The organism is Mycobacterium sp. RTGN6, from assembly GCF_033804605.1.
Taxonomy (GTDB): Bacteria; Actinomycetota; Actinomycetes; order Mycobacteriales; family Mycobacteriaceae; genus Mycobacterium.
The window spans coordinates 252799-275448 of the sequence record NZ_JAPZKZ010000001.1 but is presented as its reverse complement, the minus strand read 5'-3'; the positions used below and the strand labels follow the sequence as shown (position 1 = coordinate 275448).

The window sequence follows — 22650 nt, the reverse complement described above, 5'->3', positions numbered from 1 at the left end:
CTCAGAGCGAAAGGTAGGCCTTCAACTCGAACGGGGTGACGTGGCTGCGGTAGTTCTCCCACTCAGCGCGCTTGTTGCGCAGGAAGAAGTCGAACACGTGCTCCCCCAACGCTTCTGCGACGAGCTCTGAGCTCTCCATCTCCGACAGTGCCACGCCGAGGCTGGTTGGCAGCTCCTTGTAGCCCATCGAGCGCCGTTCCTCGGGGGTCAACATCCACACGTTGTCCTCCGCCTGCGGGCCAAGCGAGTAGTTCTTCTCGACGCCACGCAGCCCTGCGGCCAGCAATACCGCGAACGCCAGGTACGGGTTGCACGCCGAATCGGGGCTGCGGACCTCGATGCGCCGCGATGACGCCTTGCGCGGGGTGTACATCGGCACGCGCACCAGTGCCGAGCGGTTGGCCGCGCCCCAAGAGGCGGCGGTCGGGGCCTCGCCGCCGTGAACCAACCGCTTGTAGGAGTTCACCCACTGATTGGTGACGGCGCTGATCTCGCTGGCGTGCTCGAGGATGCCGGCGATGAACGACTTGCCGACGTCGGACAGCTGCAGCGGATCGTTGGGGTCGTGGAATGCGTTGGTCTCGCCCTCGAAGAGGCTCATGTGGGTGTGCATGGCCGAGCCGGGGTACTCCGCGAACGGCTTCGGCATGAACGACGCCCGCACGCCGTCGGCGAGCGCGACCTCCTTCACGACGTAGCGGAACGTCATGACGTTGTCGGCCATGGACAGCGCGTCGGCGTAGCGGAGATCGATCTCCTGCTGTCCCGGCGCGCCCTCGTGGTGGCTGAACTCCACCGAGATGCCCATCTGCTCGAGCGCGTCGATGGCGTGTCGGCGGAAGTTGGGGGCGGCGTCGTGGATGGTCTGGTCGAAGTAGCCCCCGTTGTCAGCGGGGACGGGCGCACTTCCGTCGTCCTCGCCGGGCTTGAGCAGGAAGAACTCGATCTCGGGATGCACGTAGCAGGAGAAACCGAGGTCGCTGGCCTTGCCCAGCTGGCGGCGCAGCACGTGGCGCGAGTCGGCCCAGGACGGCGAGCCGTCCGGCATCGTGATGTCGCAGAACATGCGGGCCGAGTGGTGCTTGCCCGAGCTCGTCGTCCACGGCAGCACCTGGAACGTCGACGGATCCGGTCGGGCCACCGTGTCGGACTCCGAGACCCGAGCGAAGCCCTCGATCGAGGAACCGTCGAAACCGATGCCCTCTTCGAATGCGCCCTCGAGTTCGGCGGGCGCGATGGCTACGGACTTGAGGTATCCGAGCACGTCGGTGAACCACAACCGCACGAACCGGATGTCACGTTCCTCCAGCGTGCGCAGCACGAATTCCTTCTGCCGATCCATGTCCGCAGCGTAGGCACCCGCTGTTAATTCTGTGTTACGCGTGCTGGTCGGTCCGTGATCGCCGGGGCTATCGGCGTGGTCGGCAGAGCATCCATGCCTGGCTGCTGACCAGGCCGCCGAGCTGCGGCAGCGGAGTGAACTGCGTCTGCTCGACCTCGAGGTGGTGCGCGACGCGCTCGCGCAGGGCCCGCCAGTTGAAGCCAAAGTGCGAATAGCCCTCGGCGCCGTCGACCTTGTACAGCGGCCGGTCGACGCCGGTGTTGCGTCCAGCAAACACCATCTTGGCCGCATCCTTGGCGCTGTAGCGCTCGGCCATGTGGTAGCTGCTGTTGCCCATCTTCGCGGCGAGTGCGCGCACCGACTGCTTGATCACGAACGACGGGCCGATCTCGATGGGCACGCTGATGATGACCCGGCCGGTCGGTGCGCAGAGCCGCGCGAGGTCGGCCAGCACGATCTCGACGATGTCCTCGGTGCAGTGCTCCAGCGTCTCCTGGCACGTGACCACGTCGAAGGAACCGTCATACTCGCCAGCTGCCAGATCACCGGTCACGGAGAAGGTGATGTTCTTCATCTCGGCGAAACGCTCGCGGCAGCCTTCGATCTGGTTCGCATCGATGTCGGAACCATGGCCCTGCTTGATCTGATCGGCTGCCATGGCGAGGAAGGTGCCGTCACCGCATCCGTAGTCGAGCACCGACGAGTCGGACGCGTCGAGCAGGCTCAGCGCCTTCACGAAACGCGAGGTGTGGCTCCATGCGATGACCTTGTTCGAGCTACCAATCTGTTCGCGGTAGTAGTGACCATCTTCGACGGCGGCAGTGGCCTCTTCCATCGGTTGTCCTTCTCCCTCGTGCTGGTGGCGTGAATCTCGGGCCTCGGTTACGGGCTCGACAGTAGTCGAAGGGACCAGCGATCACCACTTGCCGCCATGGCTTCCAGCTAACAAACCAGGCCCTCCGGCGGCAACGTCAGGTCGATCAGGTAGTCGGTGGCGGCGTCATCGACGCATGCGACGCCGCCGAATGACGCGGTGTGCTGGGTGCCCTCGAAGGTCAGCAGCCTCGCGCCGAGTTGACGGGCGAGGTCGATTCCGTCCTGATGGGGTGTCGCTGGATCCCTAGTCGTCGAGATGACCAGGACCGGGGACACACCGTCGGCGGAGACGGGGTGCGGTTCGCTGATCGCAGGCACTGGCCAGAACGCGCAGACCCCCCGCGGCGCGTGGCCGGTGAAGTGACCGAACACCTGGAACGGCGATACCTCCCGAAGCCGCTGGTCGTACGCGGCCCAGGCCGCCTCGTCCTTGGGGTAGGGGTAGTCGGCACACGTGACGGCGGTGTAGGCGTCCATGCTGTTCGCGTACTCGCCGTCCTCGTCGCGCCCGAGGTACTCGTCGGCGAGCCCCAACAGGTCATCGGCGTCGCGCCCCTCCTTGACGGCCCGAAGGCCATCGGTCAAGGTCGTCCACGTCTGCGGGATGTATAGGGCGTCGACGGTGCCCGTGATCGCGTCGTCGTAGGTCAGCCCGCGCGGGTCGGCCGTGGGCGCCGGCTCGTCCAGCAGGGGGTCGACGAGCTCGTGATAGACCTGCACTGCCTTCGTTGGGTCCGTGCCCAACGGGCAGCGCGGCCAGCGCGCGCAGTCGGTGGCGTAGTCGTCGAACGCCATCTGGAATCCGGCCGCCTGGTCGAGCATCCACTGCATGCTTCCCGCCGCGGGGTCCACGGCGCCGTCGAGCACCATCGCCCGGACCCGGTCGGGGTACGCCTCGGCGAACAGTGCACCGATCTGCGTGCCGTAGGAGTAGCCCAGGTAGGTCAGCTGCTCGTCGCCGAGGGCTTCGCGCAACGCATCGAGGTCCTTGACGACGTTCGACGTGCCGATGGCGGCGAGGAAGTCGACGCCCGTCCGCTCAACGCAGGACTGCACGTACCGTCGCTCCGCTGCCTCGAACCTCGCAACGCCTTCCGGGGTGTAGTCGGTGCCCGAGTTGCCACCGGGCGGGAAGTCGGCGTCCGGGTCGGCGCGCCACGCGTCGAATTCCGCGCTGGAGACACAGGAGATTGCGGGGCGCGAATGTCCCACTCCCCGGGGGTCGAACCCGATGATGTCGAACCGTTCGCGTAGTGCGCGCGGAAGCTCCGGCGCGAACCAGGCCGCGAAGTCCACGCCGTAACCGCCAGGGCCCCCCGGATTCATCACCAGCGAACCGAGTTTGCGTCCCGTGGCTGGGATCTTGATCACCGCGACCGCTGCGACGTCACCGCCGGGCTTCGCGTAGTCGACCGGCACGGCCAGGTCCGCGCACCGCGTGGAGCGAGGGAGGTCGTCGGTGGACACTCCGAAGGCGTCGCAGTCCCCCCACTGCAAGGGTGCGCCGACGGCAGGCGTCGGGGGCCGGTGCCTGCCGGCGACGACCCTGGTGCAGCCATCCGCCGAGGACGCCGCAAGGATGCAGACGGCGAGCACGACGAGCCAGCGCGGGGCCGCTAACAACGCAAGTCGGGCGGAGGCATCGTCGAGTCGACCAAAAAGCTCACCACGGCGGGGTCCACGCACCCATCACCGTTGAACACCACCGTGTGCTGAGTTCCGTCGAACGTGATCAGTGCGGCATCCATTTCGCGCGCCAGGTCGACGCCGGCTTGGTACGGGGTAGCCGGGTCGTGGGTGGTCGACACGACGACAACCTTGCCGGGGCCGGGGGACGTCACGGCGTGCGGAGTCGACGTCGGCGGCACCGGCCACATGGTGCACATGTCGCGAGGGGCGAACCCGGTGAACTCGCCGTATGCCATGAAGGGCGCCGCTTCCCGCGCCCGGCGGTCGGCGTCGGCCCAGACCGCCGGATCGCTTGGGTATGGCGCGTCGACGCAGCGGATGGCGGTGAACGCGTCCTGCTGGTTGTCGTAGTGGCCCAACGGGTTGCGGTGCTGGTAGTCGTCGGCCAGCAGCAGCAGGTCGCCTGCGTCGCTGGCGCGGCGCAGCCCCAGCAGTCCGCTGGTGAGGTACTTCCAATAGCGCTGCGTGTAAAGCGCGTTGACGGTTCCGGTGATGGCGTCCGAATAACTCAACCCACGCGGATCCGAGGTGCGGCCCGGCTGCTGCGCGAGCGGGTCGACGAGTTCGTGGTAGCGCGCGACGAACTGGGTCGGGTCCTGGCCGAGCGGGCAGTCGGTGGACCGCGCGCAGTCGAGTGCGTAGTCGTCGAATGCCGTTTGGAATCCCGCCAATTGGCGCAGGTTCTCGCCAATCGGGTCGGATCCGGGGTCGACGGCGCCGTCGAGCACCATGGCACGCACCCGCTCGGGGTAGCGCTCGGCGTAGGTGGCCCCGAGCTCGGTGCCATAGGAGTAGCCGAGATAGTTCAGCTGGTTCTCCCCCAACGCCGCTCGCACCACGTCCATGTCCTGGGCGCTCGACGCCGTCCCCACGTTCGCGAGGAACTCCGTGCCCATCCGATCGACGCAGCCCTGGACGATCCGTTGGTAGACGCTCTCGATGTGTGCGACGCCGTCGGGGCTGTAGTCGACCATCGGGTCGCGGCGGTAGACGTCGAAATCGGCGTCGGTGCGGCAGCGCACCTGCGGCGTGGAATGCCCCACCCCGCGCGGGTCGAAGCCGACGAGGTCGAAGCGCCGGGTGACCTCGGTATCGGCCAGTCCGGCGCCCATCTGCGCGACGGTGTCGACCGCGGATGCGCCGGGACCACCCGGGTTCACCATCAGCACGCCGAGCCGGTCGCCGGTGGCAGGCACTCGGATCACGGCCAATTGTGCTTGCGGCCCTTGGGGATTGGCGTAGTCGATCGGCACGGACACCGTGCCGCACTGGGCCGTCGGAAGACCGCGGACGTCACCGAGGAAGTCCGCACAGCTGCCCCACACCGGGGCTTGGCCGTAGGCCGCGGCGGGCTCGCCCTCCGGGGACGCCGACGCGACCGGAACCGTGAACGTGGACACCACGAGGATCACGATCGGCGCCATCGTCCACTTTGCCGCCGCCCGCCACATGGCGAACATGTTCGCACGCAACGGCCTTCGCGGTCTGTACTCGACGGCAAGCAGAGACAAGGCAGCAATCAGACGGTGATGCGATGGTGACCTTTGCTCGGGCAGAGTGCTCAGCACTTGGCGCCGGGCGGCGGTATCGCCACGTCCAGCAGGTAGCGAGCGGCGATGTCGTCGACGCAGCTATTCCCTTGGAAGACCACAGTGTGCTGGGTGCCCTCGTAGGTCAGCAGCGCGCCTCCGAGCTGTCTGGCCAGATCGACGCCCGCCTGGTACGGGGTGGCGGGGTCGTTCGTCGTCGACACGACCAAGGTGGGTGGTAGCCCGTCGATCTTGAGCTCGTGAGGCGTCGACGTCGGTGGAACCGGCCAGAAGGCGCAGGTGCCCAGCGGCGCGTTCCCGGTGAAGTCGCCGTAGCTCATGAAGGGCGCCGCTTCGCGGGAGCGCCTGTCCTGCTCCACGGTCGCTGCGCGATCGGTGATCGGCGGTTTGTCGACGCAGTTGACCGCCACCCGAACGTCGGTGGAGTTGTCGTAGTGACCCTTGTCGTCGCGACCCATGTAGAGGTCGGAGAGCATCAGCATGGTGTCGCCACTGCCGTCGCGCAGGTCCCGCAGCCCCGTCGTGAGGTGCTTCCACAGGGTCGGTGAGTACAGCGGCAGAATCGTGGCGACGATCGCGTCGCCGTAGCTGAGCCCACGCGGATCCTTGGTCTTCGCGGGCTTCTCGACCAACGGGTCGACCAACGACTTGTAGACCTCGACGGCCTTCGCGGGGTCGGTGCCGAGCGGGCAGTCCGGGCTCTTGGCGCAGTCGGCGGCGTAGTCGTTGAACGCGGTCTGGAACGCGGCGGCCTGCTTGATGTTTGCCTCGATGGGGTCGGCATTCGGGTCGACCGCACCATCGAGGATCATCGCGCGAACCTTCTCCGGGAACTGCTCGGCGTAGGTGGCGCCGATGCGGGTGCCGTAGGAATAGCCCATGTACGACAGCTTCTCGTCGCCGAGCGCCGCCCGCATCGCATCGAGATCCCTTGCGACGTTTTCGGTTCCGACGTTCTCGAGGAAGTCCTTGCCCATCTTGTCGACGCAGCGCTGGACGAAGGCCTTGGTCTCGCTCTCGATGTGCGCGACTCCCGCAGGCGAGTAGTCGACCTGCGGGTCGGCACGCAATCGGTCGTTCTCCTCGTCGCTGTTGCACCACACCGCGGGCCTGGACAACCCGACGCCGCGCGGATCGAAGCCCACCACGTCGAACTTTTCCCGCACGGACTGCGGCATGGACTCGCTGATCGTGAGCGCCGCCTCCACGCCGGACTCGCCAGGGCCGCCGGGGTTCAGGACGAGCGACCCGATCTTCTGGCCCGTCGCGGGGATGCGGACCATCGCGATCCGCGCGACGTCGCCGTCGGGCTTGGCGTAGTCGACGGGCACGGAGAGCAAACCGCATTCGGCGCCATCCGGAATCTTTGCGTCAGGGGACGTGGGATTGCACTTCGTCCACTGCACGGGGGATCCCGGCCGCGGAGCACCCATGACTGCACGCCCGTCGACCAACGTGCTGCAGCCAGCGACCAGCAACACCATCATGGCGGCCGCGAGGACCCCGCGTCTGAGGCTCATGGCTGACCATGGTGCCATGACCTGACATATGCGCAGACCAGGGGCGCTAGCGGGTGGCGTCCACCAACTCGTCGAGCGCGACGCGGAAGTCGTCGGCCATGTCCCACAGGTCGGGCAGCAGTTCGGGGCAGGAGATCAGTCCGACGTCGAGCGTTCCGTTCAGCGACATTACGGTGATGTTGAGCCCCGAGCCGTGGAAGATCGGGCCGAGCGGATACATCGCCTTGACCTCGGCGCCGAGGAAGTACAGCGGGATCTGCGGTCCCGGCACGTTCGAGATGACCAGGTTGTGCACGGGCGCGGCGCTGGTGAGCCGACTCGACGCATAGACGCGCATTGCGACGCCGAACACCGCGGGCGCGGCGAACTGTGACCAGTCTTGTAACAGCGTCGCCCCGATGGCCGCACTGTGTTGCTTGGCAACGGAATTCGCGTCGGCGATGGTCTTGAGCCGCTCGGCCGGGTCCTCGATGTTGGTCCCGAGGCTCGAGAACATGCCCGAAACCTGGTTGCGGCCAGGACGATCCGACTTGTCGTGCACCGAGACCGGAACCATCGCGACGAGGGTGCTGTCGGGAAGTTCGTCGCGGTCGAGCAGAAAGCGCCGCAACACACCGGCCACCAACGCCATCACCACGTCGTTGACCTTGACGCCGAAGTGGTTCTTGACGGTCTTGATGTCCTCGAGGTTCAGCTGCGCGAACGCGACGTTGCGGTGCCCGGTGACCTTTGCGTTGAAGCGCGTTTTCGGGGCGGCGAACGGGGCAGCCATGGACAGCCCGCTGCGCGCCCGCTTGACGGTGTCCACCACCGTCGAAAGCGTGGACGGCACCACGTTGATCAACTTGAGCGGCCGGGTGGCGTACTTGATGGCCCCGCTGACCGCGATCTCCAAGTCCGAGCCACCGCCCACCCCCTCGACCGGATCCGGTGGCGGCGAGTCGGCTTCGGTGGTGCACAGCTGCGACATCAGATTCGCCCCGGTGACACCATCGACGCCTGCGTGGTGAACCTTCGTCATCACCGCCAGCCGACCGCCGTCATGCGCGTCAGTGCCCGCGACGTTCTCGATCACCCACATCTCCCACAGCGGTCGACTGCGGTCCAAGTTCAAGGAGGCGATGTGCCCGCAGATCTCCCCCAACTCGACTCGGCCGCCGGGTGATGGCAGCCCGATGCGGTGCAGATGGCGATCGACGTCGAAGTCCTTGTCCTCCACCCACACCGGGTGGTCGAGGTTGAAGCGGTTGTCACCAAGCTTCTCGCGGAACTCGGGCATCGCCTTGATCCGGAGACTCAGCGCGTCGCGCAACCGATCGAAGCTGTATCCGCCGGGAATGGTCGAGGTGTCGATCTCAAGGATCGAGCAGACGTGTAGCGGCTGTGCAGCGGTTTCGAGGTAGAGAAAGCTGGCGTCGAGTCCGCTGAGCCGTTGCATGGCGCGATCGTAGGCCCGCGATGTAGCGAGGTGTGAGGAAATGCACTTCGGCGAAAGTTCAACTTCGGGGCCGCGAGTGGCAGACTTAGCCTGTCAGACGACCCGGGGACCCGGATGGGCCTCGAGGACGACCCGACCAGATGAGGGACAATGATGTCTGAGCAGACGGTTTACGGTGCTGCCACCGATTCGGTTACGCCCAAGCCGCGGATCAAGGTCCGCACCCACCACTTGCAGAAGTGGAAGGCCGAGGGCCACAAGTGGGCGATGTTGACGGCCTACGACTACTCCACCGCCCGCGTCTTCGATGACGCCGAGATTCCCGTGCTGCTGGTGGGTGATTCAGCGGCCAACGTCGTCTACGGCTATGACACCACGGTGCCGGTGACCATCGACGAGCTCATTCCGTTGGTCCGCGGCGTGGTGCGCGGTGCGCCGCACGCCCTAGTGGTCGCCGACCTCCCGTTCGGCAGCTACGAGGCGGGCCCGCAGCAGGCGCTGGCCACCGCGACGCGGTTCATGAAGGAGACCGGGGCCGCCGCCGTGAAGCTCGAAGGCGGCGAGCGCGTCGCCGAACAGATCGCGGTCCTCACGCAAGCCGGCATCCCGGTGATCGCGCACATCGGCTTCACTCCGCAGAGCGTCAACGGGCTCGGCGGATTCCGGGTGCAGGGCCGCGGTGACGCCGCCGAACAGACCGTTCACGACGCCATCGCCGTCGCCGAGGCGGGCGCGATCGCCGTCGTCCTCGAGATGGTGCCCGCCGAACTCGCCACGCAGATCACCGGCAAGCTGACCATCCCGACCGTCGGCATCGGCGCGGGCGTCCACTGCGACGCGCAGGTGTTGGTCTGGCAGGACATGGCCGGCATGACCTCGGGCAAGACGGCGAAGTTCGTCAAGCGCTTCGGCGCCGTCGGTGACGAGTTGCGCAGGGCCGCAACCGAGTACGCCAACGAGGTGGCCACCGGCGCATTCCCCGCCGAGGAGCACTCCTTCTAGGCGGTCGGCTCAGCCGAACTCCGGCGCCCGCTTGCCAAGGAAGGCCGCGATGCCTTCCTGTCCGTCGGCGGATCGTGCGCAGTCGGCGATGTAGCGACCCTCTAGCTCCATCTGCTCTTCGATGCCGGCGCGGTAGGTGCCGAGCAGCAGCCGCTTGACCGCGGAGTTCGACGTCCGCGAGGTGCTCGCCATCTCCTTGGCGAGCGCTTCGGTCCGGCCCGCGAGGTCGGCGTCGGGCACCACCTCGGTGACCAGTCCCCAGTCCAGCGCTTCGGCGGCGGTCAGCGTCCGGTTGGTGAGCATCAGCTGCTGGGTGCGGCGAATCCCGATGAGCCGGGGCAGGAAGTACGACGAGCTCCCGTCGGGGCTGAGCCCGGCCTTCGTGTAGGCCATCGTGAACTTGGCCGACTCGGCGGACAACACCAGGTCACCGGTGACGGCGAGGCTGAAGCCCGCGCCCGCCGCGGTGCCGTTCACGGCGGTGATCACGACGGCGTCCATGCGGGCGAACGTCGACAGCGCGCGGTGCAGATCGTCGGCGATGCCCTTGACGAAGGTGCCCGCGTCGGGGGCCGCGGCCATGGCCTTGAGGTCGCCGCCCGCGCAGAAGAATCGGCCCGCGCCGGTGATGGTGACCACCTTCGTCGCGGCGACGTCGCACAGTGCTGCCGCGACCGCGAGCTCGCGCGTGAGCGTGTCGTTCATTCCGTTCGCGGCGTCGGGCCGGTTGAGCACGATGCTGGTGACGGGTCCGGACTGGGCGAACGTCAACGTCTCGAAATCGGTCATGGCGCAAACGGTATCGCAGGCCGAGTTACGTCATCACACCGATCTGTAAGGCCAGCCGCTTGGCGGTCGCTTCGCGCAGCGCGGCGAAGTCGCCGCGGAAGCCCAGCGTGCGCAGCGCGCCCTCGGCGATGACCGACGGCTGCTCGGGCGGGCACTCGCCGTCGTCGGACCGGCGGTTGATCACCGACTCCGTGAGCCGGAACGGCAGGTCGACGGCATCCGGCGGACCATCGCACTCGGCGATCACCTCGGTGGCGAGCCGTCGGTAGCGGTCGCGCAGTTCGGCGCGGTCCAGCCGGAACTGTTCGAAGCGCTCGACGCGCAGTTCGGGCAGCAGGTACAGCGCGCCGAGGTTCCAGGTGCTGCGGCACAGCTGGGCGACGTCGGCGACGACGAGGGCGTGCAGCCGGCCGGTCGCAGCGCCGCCCTCCCCGAGCAGCTTGGCGGCCAGTCGGAGCGGCTCGTCGACGGTGCCCGCGAGGAGGGCCTCGAGGATGTCGTCCTTGGTGGCGAAGTGGTGGTAGAGCGAGGCCTGGCGCACTCCGACCGCGTCGGCGATGCGGCGCGTCGAGGTATTGGCGTAGCCGTGGGTGGTGAAGAGTTCGGCGGCGGCGTCGAGGATCTCTTCGCGGGCGGTCTTGCCCGGGCGCCGGGAGCGCTCCAGTCTCGGGCGCCCGCGGCCGTCGGTGTGCATGGGGTCATTGTGACACCGGCCGCTCGCCGTGCACGATTACCTGTCATTTGATAGAAATAGGTCAACGTACCGGTAACTCTCGCGATACCAGGCCGGAACGCCAACCTGAAAACCTTTCATCTGACAGTTATGAGGAGGCCAGACATGTCGAGCACTAACTCGACCGACGGCGCCCGGTCGCACGCCCGCGCGCAGGCCACGACGGTGCAGATGCGCGTGCCCGCGACACCGGCCGACGCCACGGGGCTCACCTGGGCGGAGGTGGTTCCGGCGGGTTCGTACGCCACCAAGGTGCTCGGTCGCGGCACCCGGCTTCGCCTGGCCGACCCGGACGGCGGAGCGTGCGCGCACCTGTTGTTGTTCCGCGCCGACGCCTCGTGGGAGCGGCTCAACGTCGCCGACACCATGAAGGTGCCGTGGCAGGCCTATCTCGGCGTGGGACATCCGCTGCTGTCCGACCAAGGCCGGGTGCTCGCCACCGTGGTCGACGACACGTCGAGTCACCACGACGCGCTGTGCGGCATGACCGCCGCGGCCCGGGCGCAGATGCTGCTCGGAGTTCACAAGCACGGCATGGACATTCGCGACGTCGCACCGTCGGTGTCGTTGTTGAAGGGCGTCCGGGTGGGCGACGACGGCGCGCTTGGCTTCACGGGCGGGGCGGGCCCCGGCGCCACCGTGGACCTGCTGCTGCACCTCCCCCTGATTGTCGTCGTGGTCAATGCGGCGCATCCGCTCGACCCCGACCCCGCCGTCACTGACCTCGACGTCGTGGGGTGGCAGGCCGGCGCCGAACTGACAGAACCGGTCACCACCGATCCCGAATACCTGCGCGCCCTGTTCAACACCGAAAGCACTTGGGCCGCAGCACGAAACAGCGAGGCGGCGAAATGACGGCCAGCACCGTGGTACTCGACGACGTGGTTGGGGCCTGTGCCCCGTGGTCGACCGTCGTCGCCGCGGGCAGTCAGTTGCAGATCATCGACCTGCACGGCAACCAGGCCGTCGACACGCTCTTCTACGGGTTCGCCGACGGCCGCCCCGACCCCGCGTTGCGCTACAGCGCGCAAGCAACCGTTGCCGCACAACGCAACATCTTCCTGACCACCGGCTCGGTGCTGCGTGCCACCGACGGCACCGCCCTGATGACGATCGTGTCCGACGAGGTGGGCAATCACGACACCATCGCGGGCGCCTGTTCCAAGGAATCCAACACGTTGCGTTACGGGCACCACACCGTGCACCAGCACGCGTGCGCGGAGAACTTCCTCGCCGAGGCCACGAAATGGGGTATGGGCAAACGCGACATCGTCTCCAACGTCAACTTCTTCATGAACGTGCCCGTCGAGGCCGACGGCACGCTCGGCATCGTCGACGGACTGTCCGCGCCTGGCAAGTCGCTGACCCTGCGGGCCGAGGTCGACACGCTGGTGCTGGTGTCGAACTGCCCGCAGATCAACAACCCCTGCAACGGATTCGACCCCACCCCGGTGCGGATGGTGATGACGGGCGCATGAGCACCATCGAGGTGGTTCGGCCCGGAATGCTGACCACCGTCCAGGATTGGCCGGGCCGAGTCGGCTTCTGGCACATCGGCGTTCCGCCGTCCGGTCCCATGGACGACTTGAGCTTCCGCATCGGCAACCGGGTACTCGGCAATGCCGAGGGCGTCGCCGGGCTCGAATGCACGCGGGGCGGGCCCGGGCTCCGCTTCCCCGATGGGGCGCGGGTGTGCGTGACCGGCGCTCCCGTCGATGTGACGGTCGACGGCGTCGCGGTCCCGCAGTGGCAGTCCGTCAACGTCCCCGCCGGGGCTGTGCTGGACGTCGGCATGCTCACCGGCCCTGGGATGCGGTGCTACGTCCTGGTGGCGGGCGGACTCGTCGAGCCCGAATACCTCGGCAGCACTGCGACGTTCACGCTGGGCACCTTCGGCGGCCACGGGGGCCGCCCGCTTCGCGAGAGCGACGTGTTGACGGTGGGCACCGACCCCGGCCCCCACGAGTTGTGGCCGGACCGGGCCGCAAGGGCCGCGATCGACGAGCAACCGAGCATCGGGCACCGCTGGGAGATCGCCGTCACCGAGGGCCCGCACGGCGCTCCCGAGTTCTTCACCCGCGACGACATCGACACGATCGTCGGCACCGATTACGTCGTCCACTTCAATTCCGACCGCACCGGCGTGCGCTTGGCTGGGCCGAAGCCGCAATGGGCCCGCACCGATGGCGGCGAGGCCGGGCTTCATCCCTCCAACATTCACGACAACGCGTACTGCGTTGGTGCGCTGGACTTCACGGGCGACACGCCCATTCTGCTCGGCCCCGACGGGCCCAGCCTCGGCGGCTTCGTGTGCCCGGTCACGGTCGTCGGCGGCGACCGCTGGAAGCTCGGCCAGATGGCGCCGGGCGACGCGGTGCGCTTCGTGCCGGTACGCGCCGATCGGGCGCCGTCGATGCGCACCATCGACGTCGACAGGCGGGCGTCGTTCCCGTCGGTCATCTCGACGTCGGGCGACGGGGACGACGGCGTCCTCACGGCGTTCACCGCCGCCGACGGCACTGCCGTGACGCTGCGCCGGGCCGGTGACGGTGGCGTCCTCGTCGAGTACGGGCCGATGATGCTCGACCTCGCGATGCGGGCGCGGGTACACGTGCTGCACCAGCACCTGGTGGCCCGCGACGTGCCGGGGCTCACCGAGCTCACCCCCGGCGTGCGCTCGCTGCAGGTCCAGTTCGACCCCGCCGTGCTGCCCATGTCCGAGGTCGTCGAACTGGTGGCGCGCGTCGACGACGAATTGCCCGCCACCGGCGACCTCGTCGTGCCGAGCCGCACGGTCCGGCTACCCCTGTCGTGGGACGACCCGGCCACCCACGAAGCCATCCAGCGCTACGTGCACGGCGTGCGGTCCGACGCACCGTGGTGCCCGGACAACATCGAGTTCATCCGGCGCGTCAACGGACTCGACGACGCCGGTCAGGTCCACGACGTCGTCTTCGACGCGCAGTACCTGGTGCTCGGCCTCGGCGACGTGTATCTCGGTGCGCCCGTTGCCACTCCCCTGGATCCACGGCACCGGCTGGTGACGACGAAGTACAACCCGGCCCGGACGTGGACGCCGGAGAACGCCGTCGGCATCGGCGGCGCCTATCTGTGCATCTACGGCATGGAGGGCCCGGGCGGCTACCAGTTCGTCGGCCGGACCACGCAGGTGTGGAATCATTGCCACCCCAATGACGCCCGGTCCTTCGAGCCTGGAACACCTTGGCTACTGCGGTATTTCGACCGGATCAGCTTCTACCCAGTAAGTGCCGAGGAACTGCTGCACCTGCGCGCCGAGATGGCGGCCGGGCGCGGCGACGTCGACATCGCGGCGGGCGAGTTCGCCCTGGCCGGATACCGCGACTTCCTCTCGGCCAACGAGCAGAGCATCGACGCGTTCCGCGAGCAGCAGAGCGCCGCGTTCGCGGCAGAGCGGCAGGCCTGGCAGCTGGCGGGCGAGTTCCGCCGCGCGAGCTGAAGCCACGCCGAGGTCGGCTGTTCACCTGGATGTGGCAACCTGTTCACGAATTTCGGCCACTGTGAACACCCGACTGAAGGCGAAGATGGCATCTGAGAAGCGCAAACCGTCGCGTCACACGGAGGTCGAACGCAAGTTCGCAGTGGTCGAGACCACCGTGTCGCCCTCGTTCGAGGGTCTTTCGTCGGTTGCCAGAATCGAGCGTTCGCCCGTGCAACGCCTCGACGCCGTTTACTTCGACACCCCGGAACACGCCTTGGCCGCCCACCGCGTGACGTTGCGTCGCCGGACGGGTGGCCCTGATGCCGGCTGGCACCTGAAGCTGCCAGCCGGACCCGACGCGAGGACCGAAGTGCGGTTACCCCTCGGCGACGGGGACGTCGAAGCGGTGCCCGCCGAGCTCAAGGACGTCGTACTCGCGATCGTCCGCGACCGGCCCCTGCATCCGGTCGCGCGGATCGAGACGACCCGCACCGTCGACGTACTCCATGGGGTGTCCGGATCCGCACTGGCGGAGTTCTGCGACGACCAGGTCACCGCGTCGGCCGGCTCCGAAGGCGAGCGGCAGACCTGGCGGGAGTGGGAACTCGAGCTCGTCGAGGGTGTCGATCCCGACGCGGGCGCGGAGCTGCTGGATCGGTTGGCCAACCGACTCTTCGACGCGGGCGCCGAGCCCGCGGGACACGGTTCGAAGTTGGCGCGCGTGCTGTCCGCCGCCCGCGGTGACGCACCGGACTCGCCGCCCTTCGAGTCGACGGACCCGGTACACCGCGCCGTCGCAGAGCAGGTCGACGAACTCCTGGTCTGGGACCGCGCGGTCCGCGCCGACGCGTGGGACTCGGTCCACCAGATGCGGGTCGTGACGCGCAAGATCCGAAGTCTGCTGCGCGCCTCCGAGGAATCGTTCGGCATCTCCGACGAGGCCTGGGTGCTCGAGGAGCTGCGGCTCCTGGCCGGAATTCTCGGGGTGGCCCGAGACGCAGAGGTGCTGGCCGAACGCTATGAGCGCGGGCTCGACGATCTGCCCGCCGACCTCGTGCGGGGCCCGGTGCGGGAGCGGCTCGTCGACGGAGCGAAGCACCGCTACCAGGCCGGGTTGCGCCGATCGCTGACGGCGATGCGCTCCGAGCGCTACTTCCGGTTGCTCGACGCCCTCGAGGCGTTGGTCGCCGCCGAGCCCGTGACGTCGGCGGCCGGTGAGGAAGCCGCACCCGTCACCGTCGACTCGGCGTTCCGGAAGGTCCGCAAGGCGACGAAACGCGCTCGAGCGGCCGCCGCCGACGACGCCGTGTCCGCCCACGACAGCGACGTGGCCCTGCACGAGATTCGCAAGCGGGCCAAGCAACTTCGCTATACCGCCGCAGCGCTTGGCGTGGAGAAGGTCGCCGACCGCGCCAAGGCGATCCAGTCACTCCTCGGCGACCATCAGGACAGCGTCGTCAGCCGCATCCACTTGTTGCAGGAGGCGGCGGTGGCCCACGGTGCCGGCGAGGACACGTTCACCTACGGCGTGCTGTTCCAGCAGGAGGCCTACCTGGCCAGCCGCTCCGAGGAGCAACTCGACGACGCGCTCAAGCAACTCAGGAAGGCCGTGCGCGACGGACAGTAAGGGTGGCGGGCGGACGAGTTGGCCTTTAAGCCGGATTCTGTTCCTCGCCACCATGACTGGCGACGAAGCGGCGACCATCCATCTGGACACACCGTTGCCGGGTGCCTCGAGCGGCCTACCCGCAGGCTCGGGCGAGCAGCCCTCGAACGCCTGCGCGGCCGCAACCAGGTTGCGGCCTTCTTGGCCTTGCTTCGGGTGGGGTTTGCCTAGCCACTCCGGTCACCCGGAGTGCTGGTGCGCTCTTACCGCACCGTTTCACCCTTACCACCCAGTGGGTGGCGGTCTGTTCTCTGTGGCACTGTCCCGCGAGTCACCTCGGATTGCCGTTAGCAATCACCCTGCTCTGTGAAGTCCGGACTTTCCTCGAACACCGAGAAATCCCGATGCCCGCGGCCGCCCGGCCAACTCGTCCGCGCTGATCACCGTACTCTGATCACCATGGCTCAGGTGCCACCGGCACGGTATTTGCTCCGGGCGAAGGACCTGGTCGACGCCCGATACGCCGAACCGATCACGGTCGACGACCTGGCCGCGGCAGCCGGCTTGTCCCGCGCCCACTTCTCCCGGATGTTCACCCGGACGTTCGGGGAATCGCCGCGGGCGTACCTCCAGACCCGACGGCTGGAGCGGGCGGCGGCCCTGCTGCGGTACACCGACCGCTCGGTCGCGGACATCTGCGTGATGGTCGGTTTGCAGAGCGTCGGGTCGTTCACGACGAGCTTCGCCCGGGTGTACGGGAAGCCTCCCGCGGCGTACCGGGCCAGCATGCCGCCCGCCGCATCCCGGGCGCGGGTGCCGAGTTGCATCCTTCTGCGTGACACGCGACCGCCCGCCGACAGCCGCGTCAAGACAGCACACCGGGAGAAGACGGGTGGCGGCGGCCGACCGTAGCGTCGGGCCCGTGATGAAAATTGGAAGCACCCACTTGTGGGTTCATGATCAAGAAGTCGCGCTGAAGTTCTGGACCGAACAGGTCGGCATGGAGGTGCGCGAGGACGTGTCGTTCCCCGAGGAGATGGGCGCCTTCCGGTGGCTCACCGTCGGGCCGCCCGGGCAGGACGACGTCAGCATCGTGTTGATGGCGGTTCCCGGCGAACCCTTGATGGACGAGGACACCCGCAAGCAGGTGCTCGACCTCACCGCAAAGGGGTTCGCGGGCACCGTGTTCCTCATTACCGACGACGTTCAAGCCACCTACGAGGAACTGACCTCGCGCGGCGTCGAGTACAACGAGCCACCCAACCAGATGCCGTACGGCATCGACTCCGGATTCCGGGATCCGTCGGGCAACAGCGTGCGATTGACGCAGCTAAACCCCTAGAAGTGCTCGGTTGACCGCGCTGCCGAAGGTACGGTTGTTGCACCTAAACGCCGAGGAAGGCCGCGAACAACCGTACTTTCGGCGGGCTCATTTCCTGCGGCGCAGAACCATCAGATTGTCGCGCCAGGTGAACGGCTGACCGTCCGGGTCGGTCCCGGCCCTGTCGACGACCTCGACGCGGGCTCGGTCCCATTCCGCGGCAGGCAGATCCAACTCGGACAGCACCTCCTCGGGGCTGGGGAACGGGTGGTCGTGCGGCACCTTCTTCGAGAACGGCGGGGGCGCGGCGTGGTCGACGATGACGAGCAGCCCGCCAGGTGCCACCGCGCTCGCCGCATTGCGCAGGATCTGGGGCCGCTCCAGCCGGACGGTGGAGTGCAGGAACTGCGCCGAGGCCAGGTCGAAGCTACCTGCGGGAAAGCTGTCCGACAGGTCGTGCTGCTGAAAGTCGATGCGGTCCGACACACCTCGCGCCCGGGCTTCCGCACCTGCGCGTTCCAGCGCGGTCTCGGAGACGTCGACGGCGACCACGTGCCAGCCCCGCTCCGCAAGCCAGACGGCGTCACCACCCTCGCCGCAGCCAAGATCGAGGGCACGGCCAGGCGGCAGCTCACCAACCACCGAGGCCAACTGCACGTTGACGCGTCCGCTCCAGATCCGGTCGCGCTCGCCGTAGTGCTCTTCCCAGTGTTGCTGTATGTCGCTCATGACCTCACCTTGCCCGGCCACTCGCAGAGTGCCAAGCTGGTTTGCCATGCAGGCAAACACGGAGAAGACCGACGACGTCGACCTGCGCGTGCGGCGCAGGCTGCGGGAGTTGCGCACACAGCGCGGGTTGACGCTCGAGGAGGTCGCCACCCGCGCCGACATCGACGTGTCGACGCTGAGCCGGCTCGAATCCGGCAAGCGGCGACTGGCGCTCGATCACCTACCCCGGCTCGCCTCGGCGCTGTCGGTCAGCACTGACGAACTGCTGCGCGCACCCGAGGCCGACGACCCGCGGGTGCGCGGCAGCTCGCGCACCGCCAACGGCGTGACCTTCTGGCCGCTGACTCGCGGCGGGCCCGCAGGAGGGCTACACGCCTTCAAGATCCGGGTCAGTGCACGGCGCCGCACGCCGCCCGACGTACTGCCCGTGCACGACGGCCAGGATTGGTTCTACGTCCTGTCGGGCCGGCTGCGACTGATACTCGGCGAACGCGACTTCATCATCAAACCCGGTGAGGCGGTGGAGTTCTCGACGTGGACCCCGCACTGGTTCGGCACGATCGACGGACCCGTCGAGGGCATTGCCCTGCTCGGCCCGCACGGCGAACGTCTGCACGTCCACAGCTGACTACAAATACGCCGTCTGGTTCACCAGCCGCACCGACGACGGACCGTCGGGGTAGAACTCGGCGATCGACAGCGACGCCAGGTCGAGATGCAGGCGGTAGAGGATGCTCTCGCCGGCGTCCAACGCGAGCCGCAGCACCGTCTTGATCGGTGTCACGTGGGACACCACCAGCACGGTCGCGTCGCCGTACTCGGCGATGATCCGGTTGCGCGCGCGCCGGACCCGCTGTGCCACGGTGTCGAAGCTCTCGCCGTCGGGCGGCGCCAGGCTGGTGTCGCGCAGCCACCGGGTGTGCAACTCCGGATCGCGTTGGGCGGCTTCGGTGAACGTCAGCCCCTCCCACGCCCCGAAGTCCGTCTCGATCAGGTCCTCGTCGACGATGACGTCGAGGCCAAGCTCCTTGGCCGCGGCCGTCGCCGTGTCATGGGCGCGCTGCAACGGCGAGCTGAGCACCGCCGTGATGCCGCCACGGTCGGCCAGATACTGTGCCGCCGCATCGGCCTGACGGCGGCCGAGTTCGGTCAGCGGCGGGTTGCCCCGACCCGAGTAGCGGCGCTGCACCGACAACTCCGTCTGACCGTGACGGAGCAAGAAGAGTCGCGTCGGCGCGCCGCGCGCACCGGACCAACCCGCTGGGGAGTTCGGCGTCGCAACGGTTTTCGCGTCCTCGGACTCGGTCGCCTGCGAAGCGGCGGCGTCCATGGCCTCGTTGGCCAGCCGGTCGGCGTGAGCGTTCTTGGCGCGCGGCATCCACGCGTAACTGATCCGCTCGAACTCGCGGGCCAGTTCCTTGGCGCGCTGGTTCAGCGGGACCAGATCGGGATGCTTGACGCGCCAGCGCCCAACCATTTGTTCGACCACCAGCTTGGAATCCATCGAGACGGCCACCTCGGAGGCGCCGACGTCGGCCGCCGCCTCGAGTCCCGCGATGAGCCCGCGATATTCGGCGACGTTGTTGGTAGCGGTACCGATCGCCTGCTTCCGTTCGGACAGCACCTGCTCACGGTCGGCGGAGAACACCACCGCGCCGTAGCCAGCGGGGCCCGGATTCCCGCGCGAGCCGCCGTCCGCCTCCACGATGACCTTCACAGCCCGGACTCCTTGGTCCGCAAGAGGATCGCCCCGCATTCGGGACAACGCAGCACCTCGTCCTCGGGGGCCGCGGAGATCCGCGCCATTTCGCCCTTGTCGATCTCGATGCGGCACGCTCCGCACCGCCGCGCCTGCAGCAGCCCCGCTCCCGCGCCACCTCGGGCGCGTTGGCGTTCGTACATTGCCAGCAGGTCGGCGTCGAGACTCCCGACCAGCTGGTCGCGCCGGGACACGCCGCGGTGCTTGGCCTGTTCGAGTTCGACCAGTGCTCCGTCGCGGGTGGCCTGCGCGGCGGACATGTCACTCTGCAGTTCGTCGATGCGACTCAACTGCGCCGCCTGCTCGCCCTGCAGCTGCTCACGGCGTTCCATGATCTCCAGCAGGGAGTCCTCCAGGCTGGCCTGGCGGCGCTCCAACGTCTCCAACTCATGCTGCAGTTCGACGAGCTGCTTGGAATCCGTGGTTCCCCCGGCGAGCAGCGTGCGGTCGCGGTCCTCCCGCTGACGGACGCCGTCGACCTCGCCTTCGAACTTGGCGACCTGACCGTCGAGGTCCTCGAGCGCGATGCTCAATATCGCCAACCGGTCGTTGGCCTCGCGGTGTTCGGCCTGCACCGCGTCGAAGCGCTCCTGCTCGGCCAGGTGCCCGGCGCGGTGTGCCAAGCGGGCGAGCTCGGCGTCGACGGACGCGAGCTCCAGTAATGAAAGTTGTTGAATGACTTCAGCCTTCATACGTCTCTTTCGATGTTCCAAGGGTCAGTGCGCACCGCACTGACGTGTACCGGCAACGAGTCGCCGAAGTGCCGAGCCAACAGTTGCGCGGCTTGCCCGCACCACGGTTGCTCGCTGGCCCAATGCGCGACGTCGACGAGGGCGACGTCGCTGCCGCGCCGGAACTCGTCGGCCGGGTGGTGACGCAGATCGGCGGTGACGTACGCCTGCACGTCCGCCCCCGATACCGCGTCCAGCAGTGAGTCCCCCGCTCCCCCGCATACCGCGACCCGCGACACCTCCGCGTCGGGATCGCCCGCCGCACGCACCCCCCACGAGGTCGCAGGCAACCCGCGCGCGACGCGGGAGACGAACGCCGACAACGGTTCCGGAGCCGACAACGAACACACCCGGCCGATGCCGACACCGGCAGGCATCGGAGCCAGCGCGAAGACGTCGAAGGCGGGCTCCTCGTAGGGGTGCGCCGCACGCATCGCCTCGAGCACCGCGGGTCTGCGCCCAGCTGGCGCGATGACCTCGACGCGCTGCTCCGGCACCCGTTCGATCGCGCCGACCGTGCCGATGGCGGGCGCCGCGCCCTCGTGCGGCAGGAACTGCCCGGTGCCGCCGACGGACCAGCTGCAGTGCGAGTAGTCGCCGATGTGCCCGGCACCGGCCGCGAAAAGCGCGTCCCGCACGGCGTCGGCAGCATCGGCGGGAACGAACACCACCCACTTGTCGAGGCCGGGCCCGCTGGGCACCGGGGCGAGCACGGCATCGACCGTCAGCCCGAGCGCCTCGGCCAGCGCGTCGGACACCCCGGGCGACGCCGAGTCGGCGTTGGTGTGGGCCGTGAACAGTGCGCTGCCGCCACGGATCAGCCGGTGCAGCAGCGCGCCCTTTGCGGTGTCCGCCGAGACGGAGTCGACGCCGCGCAAGAGCAGCGGATGGTGCGCGAGCAGCAGGCCCCCGTCGGGTACGTCGGCGACGACGGCAGCCGTGGCGTCCACCGCGACGGTGACCGACGAGACCTGCTCCGTCGGGTCGCCGCATACCAGGCCGACCGAGTCCCAGTCCGCGGCGAGCTGCGGCGGATAGGCCGCCTCGAGCACGTCGATGACGTCGGCTAGCCGCGCGCTCACCGCAGCACCTCCGCGATGGCCTCGACCAGCAGCGGCCACTCGGGCCGCACCGCCACCCGCAGGTACTGCCCGTCGAGCCCGACGAACGTGTCGCACCGTCGCACCGCAATGCCGTTGGCCTCCAAGTGCTTACGCACCAGCACGGCGTCGGACACGGTGAACAGCACGTAGGGCGCGCAGCCGTCGACGACGTCGGCGCCCGCGGCGGTCAGGCCCGCCACCAGTTCCGCGCGGAGCACCGCAAGCGCACGGGCACCGGCAGCGGCCTCCTCGACCGCCTCCGGCGCGCAGCACGCGGCGATCGCCTCGATCTGCAGGGTGCCCACCGGCCAGTGCGGCCGGGCCGCGGTCAGGCGGGCCAACACCTCCGGCGAGCCCAGCGCGTAGCCGGCTCTCAGCCCGGCCAGCGACCATGTCTTGGTGAGGCTGCGCAGTACGAGGACGTCGGGTAGTGAGTGGCCGGTCAACGTCTGCGCTTCCCCAGGGACGGCGTCGGCGAACGCCTCGTCGACGACGATGATCCGGCCCGGCCTGCGCAGCGCGAGGATGTCGTCGCGGGCGTGCAGCACCGACGTCGGGTTGGTCGGGTTGCCCACCACGACCAGGTCGGCGTCCTCGGGTACGACGGCGTCAGCCAGCCGGAAGGGCGGGTCCAGCACGACGTGGTGAATCGGGATGCCGGCCTCGGCGAGCGCGACCTCCGGCTCGGTGAACGACGGCGCGAGCAGCGCGGCCAGCCGGGGCCGCAACTGCGGCAGCATCGCGAACCCCTCCGCGCCTCCGGCCAGCAGCGCGACCTCGTCGGGGTCGCGGCCGTGCCTGCTCGCGACGGCCGCCGTGGCGCGCGCGACGTCCGCGGCGCTCGGATAGTGACCGAGGTCGCTCAAGCGGGCGGCGAGCCGGTCGGTCAGCCACGTCGGCGGGCGTTCCGAGCGCACGTTGACGGCGAAGTCCAGCATGGCGGGCGTGGCGGCCTCGTCGCCGTGATAGCGCGCACCTGCCCGCCGCCTGAGACTCGCCACT

21 protein-coding genes and 1 other RNA gene are annotated in these 22650 nt (G+C 68.5%); 8 read left to right on the top strand and 14 right to left on the bottom strand.

The features are described from left to right. Position 1: 1 nt before the first annotated feature. The 6 genes from glnA to SLQ33_RS01285 all read right to left on the bottom strand — a co-directional run bounded on the left by glnA (position 2) and on the right by SLQ33_RS01285 (position 8415). The gene (gene glnA / locus SLQ33_RS01310; protein ID WP_319451972.1) at positions 2-1342 is read right to left on the bottom strand and encodes a type I glutamate--ammonia ligase; all 1341 of its coding nucleotides are present in this window, start codon (positions 1340-1342) and stop codon (positions 2-4) included. A 67-nt stretch (positions 1343-1409) separates the two neighbouring features. After that, entirely contained in the window at positions 1410-2177 is a 768-nt protein-coding gene (locus tag SLQ33_RS01305; protein ID WP_319451971.1) for a class I SAM-dependent methyltransferase, read from the bottom strand. A gap of 107 nt (positions 2178-2284) precedes the next feature. Further along, positions 2285-3841 carry an alpha/beta hydrolase gene (locus SLQ33_RS01300; protein ID WP_413467565.1) on the bottom strand — a complete coding sequence of 519 codons (1557 nt, stop codon included), beginning with the start codon at positions 3839-3841 and terminating at the stop codon, positions 2285-2287. Continuing rightward, a complete protein-coding gene (locus SLQ33_RS01295) occupies positions 3835-5331 on the bottom strand; it encodes an alpha/beta hydrolase (protein WP_413467564.1) in 1497 nt (498 codons plus the stop codon). The genes SLQ33_RS01300 and SLQ33_RS01295 overlap by 7 nt, the downstream gene beginning before the upstream one ends. Positions 5332-5468: 137 nt before the next feature. After that, entirely contained in the window at positions 5469-6977 is a 1509-nt protein-coding gene (locus SLQ33_RS01290; RefSeq protein WP_319451968.1) for an alpha/beta hydrolase, read from the bottom strand. A gap of 46 nt (positions 6978-7023) precedes the next feature. Continuing rightward, on the bottom strand, positions 7024-8415 hold the full coding sequence (locus SLQ33_RS01285) for a wax ester/triacylglycerol synthase family O-acyltransferase (RefSeq protein WP_319451967.1): 1392 nt from the start codon (positions 8413-8415) through the stop codon (positions 7024-7026). Positions 8416-8568: 153 nt separating this feature from the next. Between SLQ33_RS01285 and panB the strand changes: the two genes are divergently transcribed. Continuing rightward, positions 8569-9417: a 3-methyl-2-oxobutanoate hydroxymethyltransferase gene (gene panB / locus SLQ33_RS01280; protein WP_319452528.1), complete on the top strand. Its 849-nt coding sequence runs from the start codon at positions 8569-8571 to the stop codon at positions 9415-9417. 9 nt (positions 9418-9426) lie between these two features. Here the strand turns inward: panB and SLQ33_RS01275 are convergent, their stop codons facing one another. Then, positions 9427-10206, bottom strand: a complete 780-nt coding sequence (locus tag SLQ33_RS01275; RefSeq protein ID WP_319451966.1) for an enoyl-CoA hydratase/isomerase family protein — start codon at positions 10204-10206, stop codon at positions 9427-9429. Between the two features lie 25 nt (positions 10207-10231). Then, complete coding sequence (locus tag SLQ33_RS01270; RefSeq protein ID WP_319451965.1) at positions 10232-10900, bottom strand: helix-turn-helix domain-containing protein; 669 nt, start codon at positions 10898-10900, stop codon at positions 10232-10234. Between the two features lie 144 nt (positions 10901-11044). Here SLQ33_RS01270 and SLQ33_RS01265 point away from each other — a divergent pair, with 144 nt between their 5' ends. The 4 genes from SLQ33_RS01265 (at position 11045) to SLQ33_RS01250 (ending at position 16026) form a co-directional block, all read left to right on the top strand. Then, positions 11045-11794, top strand: a complete 750-nt coding sequence (locus SLQ33_RS01265) for a DUF1989 domain-containing protein (protein WP_319451964.1) — start codon at positions 11045-11047, stop codon at positions 11792-11794. Next, positions 11791-12417 carry an urea amidolyase associated protein UAAP2 gene (locus tag SLQ33_RS01260; RefSeq protein WP_319451963.1) on the top strand — a complete coding sequence of 209 codons (627 nt, stop codon included), beginning with the start codon at positions 11791-11793 and terminating at the stop codon, positions 12415-12417. Before SLQ33_RS01265 ends, SLQ33_RS01260 begins: the two co-directional genes overlap by 4 nt. Continuing rightward, entirely contained in the window at positions 12414-14417 is a 2004-nt protein-coding gene (locus tag SLQ33_RS01255; protein WP_319451962.1) for a 5-oxoprolinase/urea amidolyase family protein, read from the top strand. The genes SLQ33_RS01260 and SLQ33_RS01255 overlap by 4 nt, the downstream gene beginning before the upstream one ends. 85 nt (positions 14418-14502) lie before the next feature. After that, positions 14503-16026 carry a CYTH and CHAD domain-containing protein gene (locus tag SLQ33_RS01250; protein WP_319451961.1) on the top strand — a complete coding sequence of 508 codons (1524 nt, stop codon included), beginning with the start codon at positions 14503-14505 and terminating at the stop codon, positions 16024-16026. 10 nt (positions 16027-16036) lie between these two features. On the opposite strand, the gene rnpB is transcribed toward SLQ33_RS01250, so the two are convergent. Continuing rightward, positions 16037-16435: RNase P RNA component class A (gene rnpB, locus SLQ33_RS01245), an RNA gene on the bottom strand. Between the two features lie 29 nt (positions 16436-16464). Here rnpB and SLQ33_RS01240 point away from each other — a divergent pair. Both SLQ33_RS01240 and SLQ33_RS01235 read left to right on the top strand, forming a co-directional pair. After that, on the top strand, positions 16465-16917 hold the full coding sequence (locus SLQ33_RS01240) for an AraC family transcriptional regulator (RefSeq protein ID WP_319451960.1): 453 nt from the start codon (positions 16465-16467) through the stop codon (positions 16915-16917). A gap of 10 nt (positions 16918-16927) precedes the next feature. After that, a complete protein-coding gene (locus SLQ33_RS01235; RefSeq protein WP_319451959.1) occupies positions 16928-17347 on the top strand; it encodes a VOC family protein in 420 nt (139 codons plus the stop codon). An 87-nt stretch (positions 17348-17434) separates the two neighbouring features. Here SLQ33_RS01235 and SLQ33_RS01230 read toward each other — a convergent pair whose 3' ends face one another. Beyond that, positions 17435-18055 (bottom strand): class I SAM-dependent methyltransferase, encoded by a 621-nt coding sequence (locus SLQ33_RS01230; protein WP_319451958.1) that lies wholly within the window; start codon positions 18053-18055, stop codon positions 17435-17437. 46 nt (positions 18056-18101) lie between these two features. Here SLQ33_RS01230 and SLQ33_RS01225 point away from each other — a divergent pair, with 46 nt between their 5' ends. Beyond that, complete coding sequence (locus SLQ33_RS01225; RefSeq protein WP_319451957.1) at positions 18102-18683, top strand: XRE family transcriptional regulator; 582 nt, start codon at positions 18102-18104, stop codon at positions 18681-18683. On the opposite strand, the gene SLQ33_RS01220 is transcribed toward SLQ33_RS01225, so the two are convergent. The 4 genes from SLQ33_RS01220 to cobC are packed head-to-tail and all read right to left on the bottom strand — an operon-like array spanning position 18684 to position 22649. Further along, positions 18684-19772 (bottom strand): bifunctional RNase H/acid phosphatase, encoded by a 1089-nt coding sequence (locus SLQ33_RS01220; protein ID WP_319451956.1) that lies wholly within the window; start codon positions 19770-19772, stop codon positions 18684-18686. Beyond that, complete coding sequence (locus SLQ33_RS01215) at positions 19769-20506, bottom strand: zinc ribbon domain-containing protein (protein WP_319451955.1); 738 nt, start codon at positions 20504-20506, stop codon at positions 19769-19771. Before SLQ33_RS01215 ends, SLQ33_RS01220 begins: the two co-directional genes overlap by 4 nt. Continuing rightward, on the bottom strand, positions 20503-21627 hold the full coding sequence (locus tag SLQ33_RS01210; RefSeq protein ID WP_319451954.1) for a Nif3-like dinuclear metal center hexameric protein: 1125 nt from the start codon (positions 21625-21627) through the stop codon (positions 20503-20505). Before SLQ33_RS01210 ends, SLQ33_RS01215 begins: the two co-directional genes overlap by 4 nt. Next, positions 21624-22649: an Rv2231c family pyridoxal phosphate-dependent protein CobC gene (gene cobC, locus SLQ33_RS01205; protein ID WP_319451953.1), complete on the bottom strand. Its 1026-nt coding sequence runs from the start codon at positions 22647-22649 to the stop codon at positions 21624-21626. The genes SLQ33_RS01210 and cobC overlap by 4 nt, the downstream gene beginning before the upstream one ends. Between the last annotated feature and the right edge of the window lies 1 nt (position 22650).

Bases quoted from the DNA above. Each gene is read 5' to 3' on its own strand.
- panB (WP_319452528.1), top strand. From the start codon at position 8,569: ATGTCTGAGCAGACGGTTTACGGTGCTGCCACCGATTCGGTTACGCCC.
- SLQ33_RS01295 (WP_413467564.1), bottom strand. From the start codon at position 5,331: ATGGCGCCGATCGTGATCCTCGTGGTGTCCACGTTCACGGTTCCGGTC.
- SLQ33_RS01255 (WP_319451962.1), top strand. From the start codon at position 12,414: ATGAGCACCATCGAGGTGGTTCGGCCCGGAATGCTGACCACCGTCCAG.
- SLQ33_RS01285 (WP_319451967.1), bottom strand. From the start codon at position 8,415: ATGCAACGGCTCAGCGGACTCGACGCCAGCTTTCTCTACCTCGAAACC.
- SLQ33_RS01240 (WP_319451960.1), top strand. From the start codon at position 16,465: ATGGCTCAGGTGCCACCGGCACGGTATTTGCTCCGGGCGAAGGACCTG.
- SLQ33_RS01225 (WP_319451957.1), top strand. From the start codon at position 18,102: ATGCAGGCAAACACGGAGAAGACCGACGACGTCGACCTGCGCGTGCGG.
- SLQ33_RS01305 (WP_319451971.1), bottom strand. From the start codon at position 2,177: ATGGAAGAGGCCACTGCCGCCGTCGAAGATGGTCACTACTACCGCGAA.
- SLQ33_RS01215 (WP_319451955.1), bottom strand. From the start codon at position 20,506: ATGAAGGCTGAAGTCATTCAACAACTTTCATTACTGGAGCTCGCGTCC.
- SLQ33_RS01265 (WP_319451964.1), top strand. From the start codon at position 11,045: ATGTCGAGCACTAACTCGACCGACGGCGCCCGGTCGCACGCCCGCGCG.
- SLQ33_RS01250 (WP_319451961.1), top strand. From the start codon at position 14,503: ATGGCATCTGAGAAGCGCAAACCGTCGCGTCACACGGAGGTCGAACGC.
- SLQ33_RS01260 (WP_319451963.1), top strand. From the start codon at position 11,791: ATGACGGCCAGCACCGTGGTACTCGACGACGTGGTTGGGGCCTGTGCC.
- SLQ33_RS01275 (WP_319451966.1), bottom strand. From the start codon at position 10,206: ATGACCGATTTCGAGACGTTGACGTTCGCCCAGTCCGGACCCGTCACC.
- glnA (WP_319451972.1), bottom strand. From the start codon at position 1,342: ATGGATCGGCAGAAGGAATTCGTGCTGCGCACGCTGGAGGAACGTGAC.
- SLQ33_RS01290 (WP_319451968.1), bottom strand. From the start codon at position 6,977: ATGAGCCTCAGACGCGGGGTCCTCGCGGCCGCCATGATGGTGTTGCTG.
- SLQ33_RS01230 (WP_319451958.1), bottom strand. From the start codon at position 18,055: ATGAGCGACATACAGCAACACTGGGAAGAGCACTACGGCGAGCGCGAC.
- SLQ33_RS01270 (WP_319451965.1), bottom strand. From the start codon at position 10,900: ATGCACACCGACGGCCGCGGGCGCCCGAGACTGGAGCGCTCCCGGCGC.